This is a genomic window from Uruburuella testudinis (genome assembly GCF_022870865.1).
GTDB classification, from domain to species: domain Bacteria; phylum Pseudomonadota; class Gammaproteobacteria; order Burkholderiales; family Neisseriaceae; genus Neisseria; species Neisseria testudinis.
In genome coordinates this window covers 639,614-656,362 of record NZ_CP091508.1, presented here as the reverse complement: position 1 = coordinate 656,362, position 16,749 = coordinate 639,614, and the positions used below count along the sequence as shown (strand labels likewise).

The following is a 16,749-nucleotide window of genomic DNA, read 5'->3' as shown; positions in this document are numbered from 1 at the left end:
CAAAGGCCGTCTGAAAAAACAAGCAAACGCATTGTTCAGACGGCCTCTGATTCAGTATGATTCCAATCTTATCTGCCAACAAACCCCATTCCACTCATGACCTTCACCACCTTACTCAGCATCGCACTGGGCATCGGTCTGGCCGCCAGCGCAGGTTTTCGCGTATTTTTACCGCTGTTTGCGCTCAGCCTTTCCGCCTATTTCGGCTTGTGGCCGATTAACGAAAACTGGCAATGGCTCGCCTCCACCCCCGCGCTCATCATTCTCGGCGTGGCCACGCTGGTGGAAATCGGCGCCTATCTGATTCCTTTTATCGACCATCTGCTCGACACCGTAGCCGTGCCGCTGGCCGGCCTGGCCGGCACCGCCATTATGGCCTCGACCGCCGCCGATTTAAGCCCGGCAGTCACGTGGACACTGGCCGTTATCGCAGGCGGCGGGGCCGCGGCCGCCATCAAAGGCGCCGCCGCTACCGGCCGCGTAGCCAGCACCGCCACCACCGGCGGCCTGGCCAACCCGGTGGTTGCCGCGGCCGAAACCGGCACCGCCTTAATCATGACGGTATTGAGCCTGTTTGTGCCGTTTGCCGCCGTGCTGCTGGTCTTGCTGGTCGCATTTTGGGGCTGGCGCAAATACCGCCGCTTCCAGCGCAGCAAACACACCGCCGCCCTTTAAAACAATACCCCACAGGCCGTCTGAAACCCATGAAATCTGCCAAACGCTATCCTTTTTTAAAACTGCAACAACAACGCTTTACCCTGCATTTCAGCAATGAATCTGCAACCGCCGCCCCTCCCGAGCACAGCTTTTACCGCTGGGTCTGGCAAGCCCTGAAAAACGAATACCGCCGCGCCGACATCAGCATTATCCTGCTCGATGAACATGAAGCCCGTGCCTACAACCGCGACTACCGCGGCAAAGATTACGCCACCAATGTTTTGAGTTTTGCCCTGAACGAAGGCGAAGCCATGTTTGCCGGCACCTTTTCAGACGGCCTTTACGGCGATTTGGTTATCTGCCCGCAAGTGGTGTTAAAAGAAGCCGCCGAGCAAGGCAAAACGCCCGAACAGCATTTTGCCCATCTGACCGTGCACGGTATTTTGCACCTGATGGGCTACGACCATATCGAAGATGAAGAAGCCGAAATCATGGAAGCACTTGAAATCCGCCTGCTGAATCAGTTAGCATACCCCAACCCCTACCTACAGGACGAAAACTGAATATGGACGACAGCCCGTCGAAACCGAATTTTTTCGAACGCATCATCAGCCGCATCGCCGGCGATGCCCCCGAAACCGCCGATGAAGTGATGAATATTTTGCGCCAGGCGCACGAGCAGGAAGTTTTTGATGCCGACACCTTACTGCGGCTGGAAAAAATGCTTGATTTTGCCGACTTGGAAGTGCGCGATGCCATGATGACGCGCAGCCAGATGGATGTCATCAAAGTCAGCGACAGCATCGAGCGGATTATCGCCTATGCAGTTGAAACCGCCCACTCTCGCTTTCCCGTTATCGGCGAAGACAAAGACGAAGTATTAGGCATTCTGCATGCCAAAGATCTGCTCAAATACACGCTCAACCCCGAGCAATTCAACCTGGCGCACGTTTTACGCCCCGCCGTTTTCGTGCCCGAAAGCAAATCGCTCAACCTGCTGCTGAAAGAATTTCGCGAACAACGCAACCACATGGCCATCGTAGTAGACGAATACGGCGGCACATCGGGGCTGGTCACTTTTGAAGACCTGATCGAACAGATTATCGGTGATATCGAAGACGAATTCGATGAAGATGACAGCGCCGACAATATTTTCGCCGTTTCCAGCGAACGCTGGCGCATCAACGCCGTTACCGAAATCGAAGACATCAACGAATATTTCGGCACCGACTACAGCGATGAAGAAGTCGACACCATCGGCGGCCTGGTCATCCAAGAAATCGGCCACCTGCCCGTTCGCGGCGAAAAAGTCATTATCGGCCCCCTACAATTCACCATCGCCCGCGCCGACAACCGCCGCCTGCACACACTGATGGCGATGCGGGTTAAAGAAACCTGAACGCAGGCCGGTTTGCCTTATATCCTCACACAAAAGTAGGTAGATAAGGCCATAAATCGAAGACAATATACAGCTGTCCTGACGTCATTTATGAGGGAATTTTTGCTCCTGAAAATGCAGATAGCAGGCAAAAAACGCAGCAAGATTAAACATCTTGCGAGGCTTTTTAACGCAGCAGATGCCTTTTTAGGGGCAAAATACACCTATCAATCGAATGGCCAGGACACCCTAGCACAGGAGCCCGAGTTATGCCCGAACTCATGCTTGATGACAAGCTGAACCTCGAAACCGCCCGCATCGGCTGGCAAGAGTTGCAACCGCATTTTGCCCGCGGCGCGGCCGTATATGTAGCCGATGATTTGGATTTGATCAGCGTGGCCAAAATGATGGCCGACGACGACAGCGCCACACTGGCCGGGTTGATGCAGCAAGGCAAATTCGGCGTAGTCAGCGAAGCGCAGGCACAGCAGTTTCTGGCAGCCAACCAAGCCATGTGGGCAGTGGTGGTTGCGCCGTGGGTATTGGTACAGCCCTGCGCCGAATAGCCGGCCAAACCGTCAGGCATCCTGCCACCACTGCAATAGTGTTTCACACCCATTCCAAAATCAACCGGTAAGGCGGCAAGCTGAAGGCAGCGGGCCAATGCAATCGGTTTATTTGTTGTTAATCAACATCACCCGACAACAGGCCGATATCCATATAAGCCGCTGCTTCAGCTGCTTTTGCATGCGGCAGATATGGCATCACGCCGATTAATGGGGCGCTTATGCGCTGCTGCAAAGTATGCAGATAATCCGTCAAACGGTGTGATTGCCCGCTCAAACAATTGGCCACCCACCCGGCCAACGGCAAGCCCGCCTGCCGGATGGCGGCCGCAGTTAATAAAGCATGGTTGATACAGCCAAGCTTGATGCCCACCACCAAAATCACCGGCAGCTTTTCCCTCTCGACCCAATCGGAAAAGCTGACATGCTCATCCACCGGCGTGTGCCAGCCGCCCGCACCTTCCACCAGAATAAAATCGCCTGCCTCCTTTACCGTTGCCAACCCGGCGCTCAACACTTGCGTTTCTATCGGGCGTGCTTCGTCTGCAGCAGCCAAATGCGGTGCGGTGGCTTCGATAAAGGTATAACAATTGTGTTGCGCATAAGGCAGCCGCACCGCCGATGCAGCTTGCAAACACAACACATCCGCATTTCGTCCCGCAGCATCCGCTTCAGAAGCCACAGGCTTAAAGCCGATACTGCGCCTGCCCGCCTGTGCCGCCGCCTGCAACAGCGCAGCCGTGCAAAAGGTTTTGCCGACTTCGGTATCGGTGCCGGTAACAAAATAAACGGTTTTCATGATTTTCAGACGGCCTCATTGTTGATGCTGTATTGTAGCGCAAACCACCCCGATATTTTCTGAGGATATCGGCACAGAGCCTGATATCGCGTCATAAAAATCAGCCGGCAGTATTTTGGCTTGCCCTACCAAACGATCAAAACGGAACACCACTCAGGCTAGGGTGTCCTGATGTGTCGTTTATGAGGGGATTTTTGTTCCTGAAAATGCAGATGCCAGGAAAAAACGCAGCAAAATTGGACATCTTACGAGGCTTTTTAACGCAGCAGATGCGCTTTCAGGGGCAAAATACACCCGTCAATCGAATGGTCAGGATACCCTAAGGTATCAATGCCGTCATATCAATCAATATGATTCAGACGGCCAAAACAAAACGGCCCGAATACCTCAGGCCGTCTGAAAAAACCTTTTTCTTTTAAGGCAGTTCGCCGCTTTGACGTTTGGCTTTAAAATCTTTGGTTTCGCTGACGATCACTTTATACAGCAACAGCAGCGCAATCAAGTTGGGAATCGCCATCAGGCCGTTAAACGTATCTGCTGCCGACCACACCAAATCAAGGCTGGCAATGGTGCCGAGCATCACGGTGGCCACATAAATCAAACGGTAAAACGGCACAAATCCATCTCCAAACACATAAGCCGCACATTTCTCACCATAGTAACACCAGCCCAAAATGGTGGAATAGGCAAAGAAAATCAGACCGAACGTTACAATCCAACCGCCGGGGCCGGGCAGCATATTGTTGAATGTGTGGGTAGTCAGCGCCGCACCGGTTTCACCGGCCGGGCTTTGGTTGCTCAAAATCCCCATCACCAACACAATACCGGTAATGCTGCACACGATAATGGTGTCCAAAAATGTGCCGGTCATCGACACCAGCGCCTGACGCACCGGATGGTCGGTTTTTGCAGCGGCTGCGGCAATCGGCGCCGAGCCCATACCGGCTTCGTTTGAAAACACACCGCGTGCCACACCGTAGCGGATGGCCGCGCCGGCCATACCGCCTGCTGCGGCGCTGAAATTAAATGCATCGCTCACGATTCGTTCAATTGCCGGCCACAGCAAATCAACGTGCAGCAAAATAATGCCCAAGCCGCCCAACACATACAGAATCGCCATAAAGGGCACAATAATCGATGCCGCTCTGGCAATACTTTTAATACCGCCCAAAATCACAATACCGGTGAGCACAGTCAAAATCACACCGGTAATCCAAGGGTCGACACTGAAGCTGCTTTGAATCGACATCGCCACTGAGTTGGCCTGCACCGAGCTGCCGATACCAAACGAAGCAATGGTGCCGAACAATGCAAACAGCAAGGCCATCCATTTCATATTCAGGCCGCGCTCGATGTAATACATCGGGCCGCCCGACATTTCGCCTCTTTTATTCACCACGCGGTATTTCACGGCCAGCACGCCCTCGCCGTATTTGGTGGCCATACCGAAAATGGCGGTGATCCACATCCAAAACACCGCACCCGGCCCGCCCAACACCACCGCAGTGGCCACGCCGGCAATATTACCGGTGCCGATGGTGGCGGAAAGCGCAGTCATCAGGGCGCCGAAATGCGAAATATCACCGTCGTGATCGCTGCCGTCATGCTTTTTCGGATGCGGGCGGAACGCCTGCTTCAAAGCATAGCCGAGCATGCTGAACTGTAAGCCTTTCAATACTACAGTCAGCAACACACCGGTGCCGACCAGCAGCACCAGCATGGCCGGCCCCCATACCCAGCCGCCCAGCATATCGAAAAAATTCTTCAATCCTTCCATGGCTTCTCTCCTGATTGTTTACAATTTCTTGTGATGGCCTTCATTTCAGCACAAGGCGTTAAGAAATGCAAGCCGAGGTTAATCCTCTTTAATCAAAGCTTTGGTTTTATTGACCTTAAAATAAATACAGGCCGTCTGAAAAACATTCAGACGGCCTGTATTAATGATTAAAGCCAGTATTTAAAGCTATAAATTTAGCGGCTTTCAGATAAAACACCTAAATCAACAATTTGTTTCTTTATTGCACAGTGATATCGGCTTTTAAGTCAAATCGCGGCACCGGCACCGAAAAACGCTCGCCATAGCTGTCTTCAAACTCATAATACCCTTCCATGCAGCCCCACGGCGTGCTTAAATGAGCTCCGCTGTTATATTCATAATCATCTCCCGGATACAGCACCGGCTGTTCGCCCACCACACCGACACCCGACACGCTTTCCACATCGCCGTGTGCATCGGTGATTTCCCAATGGCGCTTACGTAACGTCACAATATCATGGCTGCGATTGCGGATGGTGATATGATAGCTGAACACGTATTTATCGTTCATCACATTGCTTTGCTCCGCCAGATAATTCGGTTGCACCTGAATTTCAATTTCGTTCATAAATCTCTCATTATTATCATTTACTATTTTACTGTAGTTTTCAAACGGCCTGGGGTGTCCTGATATGTCTGTTTATGGAGGGATTTTTGTTCCTGAAAATGCAGGTGCCTGGCAAAAAACGCAGCAGATGTGTTTTCAGGGGCAAAATACACCCTTAAATCGAATGGTCAGAATTCCCTAGAGTATCAAATCAACCAAGCGGCAATATTTAATATCAGCAAGGCAAACAGCGCCGCAATCAAATCATCCAACATAATGCCGAAACCGCCGTGCACCCGCGCATCAAACCATTTTATCGGCCAAGGCTTGAGCGCATCCAGCAAACGGAACAACACAAACGCCGCCAGCCACCAGCCCCAATAAAACGGCACAAATGCCAAAATCAGCAGCATGGCCACAATCTCGTCCCACACAATGCCGCCGTAATCCTGAATACCCAATGCACGTTCCGTGTGATTGCAGATGCGGATGCCCCATACAAACAGCAGCGCACATAAAGCCGCCAGCCACCAGCCGTCTACCCCGATGAGGTGTAACACAAAAGCCATCGGCAAGGCGGGCAGCGTGCCGAACGTACCCGGCGCCACCGGTGCCAGCCCGCTGCCGAAACCAAAGCCGAGCAGGCATAACGGCCGTTTTTTCAGCCAAGAAAAAGTCGGTTTGATATCAGCCAAAATGATCGAACCCCAAATGAGTTAACTGCATTTCTTTACCGTTTGCCTCCAAAATGCGCAAACCCTCGCCGGCAAACACCCTGCCGATGCGGGTAACCGGTGTATCCGCCGCCCGGCCTGCCGCCAATACCGCATCACGCTGCTGCTCAGGCGCGGTAAACACCAGCTCATAATCGTCACCGCCGGCCAGCAGATAATCATATAAACGCGCCTGCGGCAACAGTGTGCGCAATATCGGCAAGGTCGGCAGCCGGTCGGCAAAAATTTCCGCCCCCACACCCGAAGCCTTGAGAATATGGCCGATGTCTTGCGCGAGGCCGTCTGAAATATCTTGAGCCGCATGCGCCACCGTCAGCAAGGCCTGTCCAAGGGCCACACGCGGCATCGGGCGTAATCTTGCCGGCTCGCATAAAGTATGCACCGCCTCCGGCAGCACCAACGTCTGCCAATGGTGGTTGAGTGCCGCCGCAGCCAAACCTATCCGGCCCGACACCCAAATATCGTCACCCGCCTCCGCCGCATCACGGCGCAAGGCCTGCCCTTGCGGCAATTCGCCGGCAATGGTGATATTAAACACATAATCGCCTTTGGTGGTGTCGCCGCCAATCAGCGTGATACCGAATTGCCCGGCCAAACCAAACAAGCCATCACAAAATGCCTGCAACCATGCCTCATCCAATTTTGGTAATGCCGCACTCAACAACGCCCAGCGCGGCTGTGCGCCCATGGCCGCCATATCAGAAATATTCACTGCCAACACTTTATGCGCTAAGTCGGCAGGTGCCACATCGGCAAAAAAGTGCCGGCCGGCCAACAGCATATCACTACTGAAACACAAATCGAAGCCGGTGCGCGGGCGCACAATAGCCGCATCATCGCCAATGCCGAGCAACACATCCTTATCACTTTGCTGCCGCATCAGGTAGCGGCGGATAAAATCGAATTCTGTCATTCAAACCATGCCCGATTGTTGCAATAAGGCGACATTATAAACCGAAACACGCCCAACCGCCCGCCTGAAAATGCACAAAACCCCGCCAAGGCGGGGTTTCTTCAAACTATCTTTACATCTTCAAGCTTACGGACGGGTGTAGCCGTGAATTGAAGATTTCGGGCCCGGAATCCAGCCGTTGTCAACAGCAGGACGCTCGCCTTCAACTTGACCCGGAGCCACTTGGCGGGTTACCAAGGTGCGGATGCGCACGTCTACACGGCGATCAGGTTCGATACATGCAATCAGAGCAGCACGTTTGTTGGCGCGAGATACGCGTGAACCCAGTTTGGCTACTTCAGCCTCACAAGAAGCAGTCATGCGCGCTTGAGACTCGCCCAAACCTACAGCAGTGATTTTGCCGGCAGGAACGCCGCGGTTAACCAGATAGTTGGCAACCACGTTGGCACGACGCTCAGACAATGCTTGGTTGTAAGCTTCAGAGCCCATGAAGTCGGTGTGGCCTTCAACACGTACGGCTTCAACGTTGGTGTCGCTCAAACGTTGGGCCAGCGCATTCAAGGTTTCGCTTGCTTCAGGACGCAGGTTGTCGCGGTCGAAACCAAACAGAGTTTGGGCAGACAGGGCAACAGTTTCGTCAGCATATTCGGGAGCAGATTGAACCGGAGTGGCATCGCCACATTCGATACGGCCTTGGGTCGCTTTGTCCAGGTAGGTATTTTCCCAGCACTCGCCGTAGTTGTTGCGAACCACGGTTTGTTCACGATCAACGGTGTAACCGTGTTTGGTATGCGCTTCGCTGGCCATTGCGGTGCCTGAAGCTACCAGAGCAACGAACAAGGCGCTTAATTTAAGCTGTTTGGTCATTTTATTCCCTCATCAAAAATTGTTATGCAACGGCCACACCGGAGTGTAAACGCCACAAATCACCAATATACAGGCCGCTGTAATAACGGCGGCAAATCGGATATATCAGGTTTGCACTATAAGAAGCTAAGGGCAAACTGTCAATAGCGCGCTGCCTGAGCACAACTGCGAAACGGCCCGCTTCCTAATTATGAATCATGCCGAAAAATCAATCCTGTGTCATTTATTTACAACCAAATTGCGCTGCTTGCGGCTTTGTCGTTGCACAAACGCAACACCCGGAGAGGGCCCATAAAATGCCCATATATTACAAAACCAAGATAGTTTCTGTAAAAACAAAAGCTTTCTTTGAAAAAAGGAGAAAACGGGCAAGGCCTCATGAAATATGCTACATTTAACGCACCGTGTCGCACAAAACCCACATTTTTCCGCACAGCCCTACCCTACACTTATGAAACTACAACAATTACGCTACGCCCTGGAAGTTTACCGCCACAATTTGAATGTTTCCGAAGCCGCCGACGCACTGTTTACATCGCAGCCGGGCATTTCCAAACAAATCCGCCTGCTGGAAGAAGAATTGGGCATTCAAATCTTTATCCGCAGCGGCAAGCGTGTGGTTTCGGTATCACAGCCGGGCAAAGCCGTATTGGAGCTTTCTGAACGCATTTTGCGGGATGTGCAGAATATTAAAAATATCGGCAGCGAATTTACCGACCACGACAGCGGCTCGCTTACTATCGCCACCACCCACACCCAAGCGCGTTATGTGCTGCCGCGCATCGTGGCCGACTTTGTCAAGCGCTATCCCAAAGTCGAATTAAGCATCAAACAGGGCAGCCCTACCGCCATCGCTCAAATGGTGGGCAGCGGCGAGGCCGACTTTGCCATCGCCACCGAGTCTATCGATGAGCATATCGAATTGCGCAAACTGCCCTGCTATGAATGGACGCACGCCATTGTGGTGCCGCACGACCATCCGCTGCTCGATTGCCGCCACCCTTTGAGCATCAACGATTTGAGCGGCTACCCCCTCGTCACTTACGAATTCGCCTTCAACAACGGCAGCAGCATCGCCCGCGCCTTTCAAAAAGCACGCATCGAGCAGCCCAAAGTAGCGCTTTCCGCCGCCGATACCGATGTATTGAAAACTTATGTCAAACTCGGCTTGGGCGTAGGCATTATGGCCAAAATGGCGTTTGACCCCAAAAACGATGCCGATTTGCAGCTGGTTGATGCCGATCATTTGTTCGAACCTTCTTCCACTTATATCGCTCTACGGCCGGATACCTACCTACGCGGTTACACTTATGATTTTATCAACCTGTTTGCCCCGCAACTGACACGCGAGCGTATTGATAAAATGCTGTATATGCCGATTGAAGAAGATTTTTCGATTTAATCTCCATTCACAACAATAATCTAACCGACTAACTCGTCGCCGCGCGTGCGTACTGCATTCGACTGGCTGTCTTGCCGGCTTACTTTTGTATGAATATAAAACCGCATGCGTTGAATATTGATAAATAATGAGGCCGTCTGAAAACGCTTCAGACGGCCTCATAAATGCTTGTAATCAATGCCTTACAGCGCATGCGCACAGCCTGACACCATTTTCTTCAATGCCTGCGGATCCAAGATTTTGATGTGTTTATGCTCCACCAAAATCAGACCCTCATGATGAAATTTTGACAAGGTGCGGCTGACGGTTTCCAGCTTCAGCCCCAAATAGCTGCCGATTTCCTCGCGCGACATCCGCAAGATAAAATCATTGGCAGCAAAACCGCGCGAATACAGGCGGTTCGACAAATTCAGCAAAAACGCCGCCAAGCGCTCTTCTGCACGCATATTGCCCAACAACAGCATCACGCCCTGGTCGCGCACAATCTCACGGCTCATCAGGCGGAAAAAATGGGTTTGCAGGCTGGGAATATTTTGGCCGAGCTCTTCCATATGGGCAAACGGCAGTTCGCACACTTCACTGTCTTCCAACGCCACCGCATCACAGCTGTGCACATGCGAGCAAATGCCGTCCATGCCGATCAACTCGCCCGACATAAAAAAGCCGGTAACCTGATCGCGGCCGTCTTGGCTGGCCACCGTGGTTTTGAAAAAACCGGTACGTATGGCATACAGAGATGTAAAAGGCTCGCCCGCCCGAAAGAGGTATTCGCCCTTTTTCAGACGGCGGCTTTGGCGGATAACCGCATCCAGCTGCTCAAACTCGGTCGGCATCAAGCCCACCGGCAGACACAACTCACGCAATGAACACGTGGAACACAAGGCTTTGAGCTGGTTTGAATTCGTGTGTGCAGACATATCGGCAACCTTTATTCAGCCCCGACTTATTGAGTATTGACTCACGTCAAGGCATGTTTATCATAATATCGGCATTCTACCAAACTAGCTTAGCTTTGCCTAATTGATTCATTCACACACCAGAACACAACATGAAAACCATACCCATACACACAAACACCCAACCCGAATTCGACCGCAATCTGATTGCCAGCCTGCCCGCCAGCGGCCCGCGCTACACTTCCTACCCCACGGCAGACCGCTTCCACAACGGTTTTGGCGAACCCGAATACACCCACGCCCTGCAATTGCGCAGCTTGGGTGCGCTCAACAAACCGCTGTCGCTTTATATCCACATTCCGTTTTGTAACACCATCTGCTATTACTGCGGCTGCAACAAAATCATCACCAAAGACAAATCCCGTGCCGATGCCTATATCGAATACTTAGAACGCGAAATGGATTTGCTCGCCCCGCACCTCAACGGCCGCCACCAGCTCGCCCAACTGCACTTCGGCGGCGGCACCCCCACTTTTTTAAGCGACGACCAGCTCGAACGTGTGTTTGCCATGATACGCAAACATTTCCAACTGATTCCCAGCGGCGAATATTCGATTGAAATCGACCCGCGCAAAGTAAGCCGCGACACCGTACACCATCTCGGCCGGCTCGGCTTTAACCGCATGAGTGTAGGCATTCAGGATTTTGATCCCAAAGTGCAGCAGGCCGTCAACCGCATCCAAACCGTTGAAGAAACGCGCGAAGTCATCGAAGCGGCCCGTGAAGCCGGATTCAAATCAGTGAGTGTTGATTTGATTTACGGCCTGCCTCACCAATCGCTGGAAAGCATCAAGCCCACCATCGACACCGTACTCTCACTCGATCCCGACCGCCTCGCGCTCTACCACTACGCCCACCTGCCGCATATTTTCAAACCCCAACGCCGCATCGACACCGAAGCCGTGCCCGGCAGCGAAGAAAAGCTCGATATTTTGCAATACGCCGTGCAAACCCTCACCGAACGCGGTTATGTATTTATCGGCATGGATCACTTCGCCAAGCCCAAAGACGAGCTTTCCACCGCCTTAAAAGAAGGTTGGCTGCAACGCAATTTTCAAGGCTATTCCACCTATGCCGACTGCGATCTGGTGGCCATCGGCGTTTCCAGCATCGGCAAAATCGGCAGCAGCTACGTGCAAAACGAGCGTGACATCGATGCTTATTACGCCGCCATCGACTCAGGCCGCCTACCGGTCATGCGCGGCTACCAACTCAACCGCGACGACATCCTGCGCCGCAACATCATTCAAGATTTGATGTGCCGCTTTTCCCTCGATTTTCAGCTCTACGAAAGCATCTTCGGCATTCCGTTCAGCCAATATTTCAAAGACGAGCTTGCCGATTTACAACAACTGGCCGCACTCGGCCTGCTGCATCTGAAAGCCAACGGGCTGAAAGTCACCCCTAAAGGCCGCTTCCTCATCCGCAATATTGCCATGGTGTTCGACTACCACTTGCGCCATAAAGAAACCAAGGCACAATATTCGCAAACCGTATAAGCGTGTTTTAACAACAGTCAACAGGCCGTCTGAATTTTCAGACGGCCTCATATTAAAAATACACAAATATATAATTTATAAATGCATACCAATATTAATAATATTAACACCCGTTTCTTTATTGTGTTACAATTATAGCAAAGGCAATTGAATAACCGTATTTTTCAAATCAACCTGTTTGTTTTAAAAAGAAGATTCATCAAGAAGCCTTGAAAATTGCTGAGCCTATAGCAACTTCCCCCAACCACATAATATGGATTAAACTCATGAAAAAAATCGTATTGGCCGCCATTTTGGCCGGCGTATCAAGCATGGCTGCTGCCGAAGGCTGGTATCTGCAAGGCGATGCCGGCTACTCCAAATTAACAGCCAAAGAAAGCGGCCGCAGTTTCAAAGACAACAGCCCCACTGCGCGCATTGCTGTCGGCAAAGACACCGGCAACCTCCGTTATGCGGTTGATTACACCTACTTCGGCCAGCTCGAAAACCAAGAAACCTCTACCAATGCTTATCACAAAGCAGAAGTCAGCGCCCACTCTGTCGGCGTATCTGCCATTTACGATTTCCACAACCAATCTGCGCTCACACCCTATGCCGGTGTACGCATCGGGCTCAACTACCTGAATTTAGATGCAGAAGAAGAGCGCACTACCGCAGTCTCCCGTTCCCACATCAGCAAAAGCGAATCCAATACCCGCTTAGGTGCAGGCGCGGTGTTGGGCGCTCAATATCAGTTTACCGACAAATTAGCCTTAAATACCGGTGTAGAATACAATTACCTCGGCAAAATCGGTTCGCAATCAGCCAAAGTGCATCAATATGGCGCAAACCTCGGCGTGCGCTATAACTTCTAAGCAGCCCGTTTCCGACAACAGGCCGTCTGAAGCATTCAGACGGCCTGTTTGGCTATTGCCCAATCGGCCTGCAGCATTTATTATAGATTTTCTACCATCTCCGCATAAGGCCGTCTGAAAACATGCAAAATATTGCCGACTATGTGCGTGACACCGCCGCTGCCGCCAAACAGGCGTTTTACCAATTGGCTGCAGCCACAACCGCACAAAAAAATACCGCCCTGCTGCGCCTGGCCGAATTGATTGAGCAACACCAAACCGCCATTTTGGCCGCCAATGCAGAAGATATGGCACAGGCCGCTGCCAAAGGCCTGGAAACCGCTCTGCTTGAGCGCCTCAAGCTCACCGAAACCACCATCGCCGGCATGTGCGAAGGCCTACGCCAAGTCGCCGCCCTGCCCGACCCGGTGGGGGAAATGGATGAATTCCGCAACCGCCCCAATGGCCTGCAAATCGGTAAAATGCGCGTGCCGCTGGGCGTTATCGGCATCATTTACGAATCACGCCCAAATGTAACCGTTGACGCCGCGGCACTGTGCCTCAAATCAGGCAATGCCTGCGTATTACGCGGCGGCAGCGAGGCATTCAACGGCAATATGGCCATTGCCAAGCTGATTACCCAGGCCCTGCGCGAAAACGGCCTGCCCGTGGATGCCGTGCGGCTGATTGAAAACACCAGCCGCGAAAGCGTCGGCGCCATGCTGCAAAGCCCCGATTTAATCGATGTGATTATTCCGCGCGGCGGCAAATCGCTGGTAGCGCGCATCAGTGCCGAAGCCCAAGTGCCCGTGATCAAACATCTCGACGGCATCTGCCATGTGTATATCGACCGCGCCGCCGACACCCCAAAAGCGCTGGATATCGCCTTTAATGCCAAAACTTCCCGCTACGGCACCTGCAATACCATAGAAACATTGCTGATACACGAAGCGCGTGCCGTTGAAATATTACCCCTGCTGGCCGAAAAATACGCCGAAAAAGCAGTAGAACTGCGCGGCTGCGTGCGCACCCGCAACATACTGCCCGACATCATAGCCGCCACAGAAGAAGACTGGGATACCGAATATCTCGCCCCGATTTTGGCCGTAAAAATCGTTGACAGCCTGACCGAAGCCATCGCCCACATCAACACCCACGGCAGCCACCACACCGACAGCATCGTTACTGAAAACTACACCGATGCGCAAATCTTTTTGCGCGCAGTAGACTCAGCCAGCGTGATGGTCAACGCATCCACCCGTTTTGCCGACGGCTTTGAATACGGCTTGGGCGCGGAAATCGGCATTTCCACCGACAAAATCCACGTCCGCGGCCCCGTCGGCCTGCACGGCCTTACCAGCCAAAAATGGGTGGTGTTGGGCAACGGCCAAATCCGCACCTAAGCACCGGCCAAGCCGATCATCCCCGGCCAAACTCCTCATCAAAAGGCCGTCTGAAGCGATTTCAGACGGCCTTTTGATTTACGCAACCCAACCGCAACAATCCGCTTTTCTTCCAAACATTCATAAATTTGCATACCTTTTCCAAAGCGCATCTTTGCCGCCCCGCCACTTTTTGCGACAATGGCGCCACGCTTCGGGCAAACCCGAAAAAATAAAAACCAAACCACACTGAAAGAAGGAAAACCTGTGAAACGTATTTTTTTGTTTCTCGCCACCAACATCGCCGTACTGGTTGTTATCAGCATCATCCTGAGCCTGCTGGGCATCAGCAGCAACCCCGATCAAATGGGCAGCCTGCTGGTTTACTCTGCCGTTATCGGCTTTACCGGCTCCATCATTTCCCTGCTCACTTCAAAAATGGTGGCCAAACGCTCGGTAGGAGCCGAAGTGATTACCCAGCCGCGCAATGAAGCCGAAGCCTGGCTGCTGCAAACCGTGGAAAATCAGGCGCGCCAATGGAATCTGAAAACACCCGAAGTGGCCATCTACCAATCCCCCGAGCCCAATGCCTTTGCCACCGGCGCCAGCAAAAACAACTCGCTCGTAGCCGTCAGCACCGGCTTGATGCACAGCATGACCCGCGATGAAGTGGAAGCCGTCTTGGCTCACGAAATGGCGCACGTCGGCAATGGCGACATGGTTACCCTGACCCTGATTCAAGGCGTGGTCAACACCTTTGTGGTCTTCTTGGCGCGCATCGTCTCCGGCATGGTTGCCCGCAACGACAGCGGCGAAGTATCGCAAGGCACTTACTTTATGGTCAGCATGGTATTGCAGATTGTATTCGGCTTTTTGGCCAGCTTTATCGTGATGTGGTTCAGCCGCCAGCGCGAATACCGTGCCGATGCCGGTGCAGCCAAACTGGTGGGCGCACCCAAAATGATTGCCGCGCTGCAACGCCTCAAAGGCAACCCCAGCGACCTGCCCAAAGAAATGGCCGCCATGGGCATTGCCAGCGAAGAAAAAGATTCGCTGCTCTCTACCCATCCCACTTTAGATAACCGCATCGCCCGTTTGAAAGGCTTGTAAAACTCAAACCCGATAGCATGATAAAGGCCGTCTGAAAAATGAACTGTACCCCAAAAGTTGGACACCCCCACCAACCCATGAAAGGTACAGTTTTCTTATGTCTAAATACAGCCTACACTTCAAACATCAGGCCGTGATGCGTTATTATGCACTCAGAAGCCAACAACGCACCGCAGACGAGCTTCAAATATCCCGAACCCACTTACGCCGATGGATTGCCGCCTACGAACGAGCAGGCATCCACGCGCTGGAGTACCCTCAAAGCACCATGTCCAAACAACGCAAAAACCCCTTTATTACCGACAAACCCGATGCCGAAAAAACACAGGCAGAGCTATTAGAAGAAGTCGCCTACCTCAGAGCGGAGAACGCCTATCTAAAAAAGCTCGATGCGCTGATGAAGCGCACAAACCCAACCGAGAAAAAGCCCGCATCATCGAAGCATTAAAAACAGAACACCCGCTAAAATATCTTTGCGAATCTGCCGAACTGTCAAAAAGCAGCTTCTACTTCAGCAGAAAAAGCAACCAAAAGCCCGACAAAGATCAGGCAGATATGGAAGCAGTATACGCCGTTTACCAGCAGCACAAAGGCTGTTACGGACAAAGGCGCATTGCCGCCGCACTGTCATGGAACACCAAGAAAGTAGCGCGGCTGATGAAAAAAATGAATTTAAAAGCCATCGTCAGAGCCAAGCGGAAATACCACCCGCCGGCGATGGGCGAAACATCCGAGAATCTGTTGAAGCGCAACTTTAACGCCAAGACACCCGACGAGAAATGGCTGACCGATGTCACCGAATTCAAATGCGACGGTCAAAAGCTGTATCTGTCGCCGATACTCGATTTGTATAACCGCGAAATCCGCAGCTATCACCTGTCGCGCCGCCCGAACAGCGAAATGGTAACGGCCATGCTGTCACAGGCAGTAGCGCAGCTGGGCGCACGCAAACCGATACTGCACTCCGACCAGGGCGTATTGTATCGTTGCCATGCGTATCGTGAGCAATTGGCAGAGGCAGGCATCACCCAAAGCATGTCGCGCAAAGGCAATTGCTGGGATAATGCGCCGATGGAGAGTTTTTTCGCAATATTGAAGACGGAATGTTTCTACAACCGGACTTTTGCTTCGATAGAGGAATTGGAGGCGGAAATACATGACTATATCCGCTACTACAATCATGAGCGATTGAGTTTGAATTTGAAAAAACTGAGCCCTGTGGCATACAGAACTCAGTTTGCAACCGCCGCTTGAAGCGTGATTGATTCAGCGGTTTTAAAATGTCCAAGA

The 16,749-nt window shown here is 52.3% G+C and carries 19 protein-coding genes; 12 read left to right on the top strand and 7 right to left on the bottom strand.

The genetic code is table 11. The features are described from left to right. Positions 1–96: 96 nt before the first annotated feature. The 4 genes from LVJ83_RS02965 (at position 97) to LVJ83_RS02950 (ending at position 2,601) form a co-directional block, all read left to right on the top strand. A complete protein-coding gene (locus LVJ83_RS02965; protein WP_244786172.1) occupies positions 97–675 on the top strand; it encodes a DUF4126 domain-containing protein in 579 nt (192 codons plus the stop codon). Between the two features lie 29 nt (positions 676–704). Continuing rightward, positions 705–1,220, top strand: coding sequence for an rRNA maturation RNase YbeY (gene ybeY, locus LVJ83_RS02960; protein WP_244786170.1), 516 nt, complete (start codon positions 705–707; stop codon positions 1,218–1,220). A 2-nt stretch (positions 1,221–1,222) separates the two neighbouring features. Next, positions 1,223–2,056 (top strand): CorC family transporter, encoded by an 834-nt coding sequence (locus LVJ83_RS02955; protein ID WP_244786168.1) that lies wholly within the window; start codon positions 1,223–1,225, stop codon positions 2,054–2,056. A gap of 248 nt (positions 2,057–2,304) precedes the next feature. Next, entirely contained in the window at positions 2,305–2,601 is a 297-nt protein-coding gene (locus tag LVJ83_RS02950) for a DUF2288 domain-containing protein (RefSeq protein ID WP_244786165.1), read from the top strand. A gap of 118 nt (positions 2,602–2,719) precedes the next feature. On the opposite strand, the gene bioD is transcribed toward LVJ83_RS02950, so the two are convergent. Beyond that, positions 2,720–3,400 (bottom strand): dethiobiotin synthase, encoded by a 681-nt coding sequence (bioD, locus tag LVJ83_RS02945; RefSeq protein WP_244786163.1) that lies wholly within the window; start codon positions 3,398–3,400, stop codon positions 2,720–2,722. Positions 3,401–3,582: 182 nt separating this feature from the next. Here bioD and LVJ83_RS02940 point away from each other — a divergent pair, with 182 nt between their 5' ends. Beyond that, entirely contained in the window at positions 3,583–3,723 is a 141-nt protein-coding gene (locus LVJ83_RS02940) for a hypothetical protein (protein ID WP_244786161.1), read from the top strand. Between the two features lie 92 nt (positions 3,724–3,815). Here LVJ83_RS02940 and LVJ83_RS02935 read toward each other — a convergent pair whose 3' ends face one another. The 5 genes from LVJ83_RS02935 to LVJ83_RS02915 form a co-directional block, all read right to left on the bottom strand. Then, positions 3,816–5,177, bottom strand: a complete 1,362-nt coding sequence (locus tag LVJ83_RS02935) for an alanine/glycine:cation symporter family protein (protein WP_244786159.1) — start codon at positions 5,175–5,177, stop codon at positions 3,816–3,818. 238 nt (positions 5,178–5,415) lie between these two features. Beyond that, on the bottom strand, positions 5,416–5,784 hold the full coding sequence (gene apaG, locus LVJ83_RS02930; protein WP_244786157.1) for a Co2+/Mg2+ efflux protein ApaG: 369 nt from the start codon (positions 5,782–5,784) through the stop codon (positions 5,416–5,418). A gap of 185 nt (positions 5,785–5,969) precedes the next feature. Further along, entirely contained in the window at positions 5,970–6,458 is a 489-nt protein-coding gene (locus LVJ83_RS02925) for a phosphatidylglycerophosphatase A family protein (protein ID WP_244786155.1), read from the bottom strand. Beyond that, on the bottom strand, positions 6,451–7,410 hold the full coding sequence (thiL, locus tag LVJ83_RS02920; RefSeq protein WP_244786153.1) for a thiamine-phosphate kinase: 960 nt from the start codon (positions 7,408–7,410) through the stop codon (positions 6,451–6,453). The genes LVJ83_RS02925 and thiL overlap by 8 nt, the downstream gene beginning before the upstream one ends. Before the next feature lie 126 nt (positions 7,411–7,536). Beyond that, entirely contained in the window at positions 7,537–8,277 is a 741-nt protein-coding gene (locus LVJ83_RS02915; RefSeq protein WP_244786151.1) for an OmpA family protein, read from the bottom strand. A gap of 451 nt (positions 8,278–8,728) precedes the next feature. On the opposite strand from LVJ83_RS02915, the gene LVJ83_RS02910 reads away from it, so the two are divergent. After that, complete coding sequence (locus LVJ83_RS02910) at positions 8,729–9,679, top strand: CysB family HTH-type transcriptional regulator (protein ID WP_244786149.1); 951 nt, start codon at positions 8,729–8,731, stop codon at positions 9,677–9,679. A gap of 182 nt (positions 9,680–9,861) precedes the next feature. On the opposite strand, the gene fnr is transcribed toward LVJ83_RS02910, so the two are convergent. Next, the gene (gene fnr / locus LVJ83_RS02905) at positions 9,862–10,596 is read right to left on the bottom strand and encodes a fumarate/nitrate reduction transcriptional regulator Fnr (protein WP_244786147.1); all 735 of its coding nucleotides are present in this window, start codon (positions 10,594–10,596) and stop codon (positions 9,862–9,864) included. A 131-nt stretch (positions 10,597–10,727) separates the two neighbouring features. Between fnr and hemN the strand changes: the two genes are divergently transcribed. The 6 genes from hemN to LVJ83_RS02875 all read left to right on the top strand — a co-directional run bounded on the left by hemN (position 10,728) and on the right by LVJ83_RS02875 (position 16,713). Then, a complete protein-coding gene (gene hemN, locus LVJ83_RS02900; protein WP_244786145.1) occupies positions 10,728–12,134 on the top strand; it encodes an oxygen-independent coproporphyrinogen III oxidase in 1,407 nt (468 codons plus the stop codon). Positions 12,135–12,400: 266 nt separating this feature from the next. Next, the gene (locus tag LVJ83_RS02895; RefSeq protein WP_244786143.1) at positions 12,401–12,988 is read left to right on the top strand and encodes an opacity family porin; all 588 of its coding nucleotides are present in this window, start codon (positions 12,401–12,403) and stop codon (positions 12,986–12,988) included. Between the two features lie 122 nt (positions 12,989–13,110). Continuing rightward, positions 13,111–14,370, top strand: coding sequence for a glutamate-5-semialdehyde dehydrogenase (locus tag LVJ83_RS02890; RefSeq protein WP_244786141.1), 1,260 nt, complete (start codon positions 13,111–13,113; stop codon positions 14,368–14,370). 246 nt (positions 14,371–14,616) lie between these two features. Continuing rightward, positions 14,617–15,459 carry a protease HtpX gene (gene htpX, locus LVJ83_RS02885; protein WP_244786139.1) on the top strand — a complete coding sequence of 281 codons (843 nt, stop codon included), beginning with the start codon at positions 14,617–14,619 and terminating at the stop codon, positions 15,457–15,459. Positions 15,460–15,556: 97 nt separating this feature from the next. Beyond that, on the top strand, positions 15,557–15,907 hold the full coding sequence (locus LVJ83_RS02880) for a helix-turn-helix domain-containing protein (RefSeq protein WP_244786137.1): 351 nt from the start codon (positions 15,557–15,559) through the stop codon (positions 15,905–15,907). Beyond that, complete coding sequence (locus tag LVJ83_RS02875) at positions 15,796–16,713, top strand: IS3 family transposase (protein ID WP_244787616.1); 918 nt, start codon at positions 15,796–15,798, stop codon at positions 16,711–16,713. The genes LVJ83_RS02880 and LVJ83_RS02875 overlap by 112 nt, the downstream gene beginning before the upstream one ends. Positions 16,714–16,749: the final 36 nt, after the last annotated feature.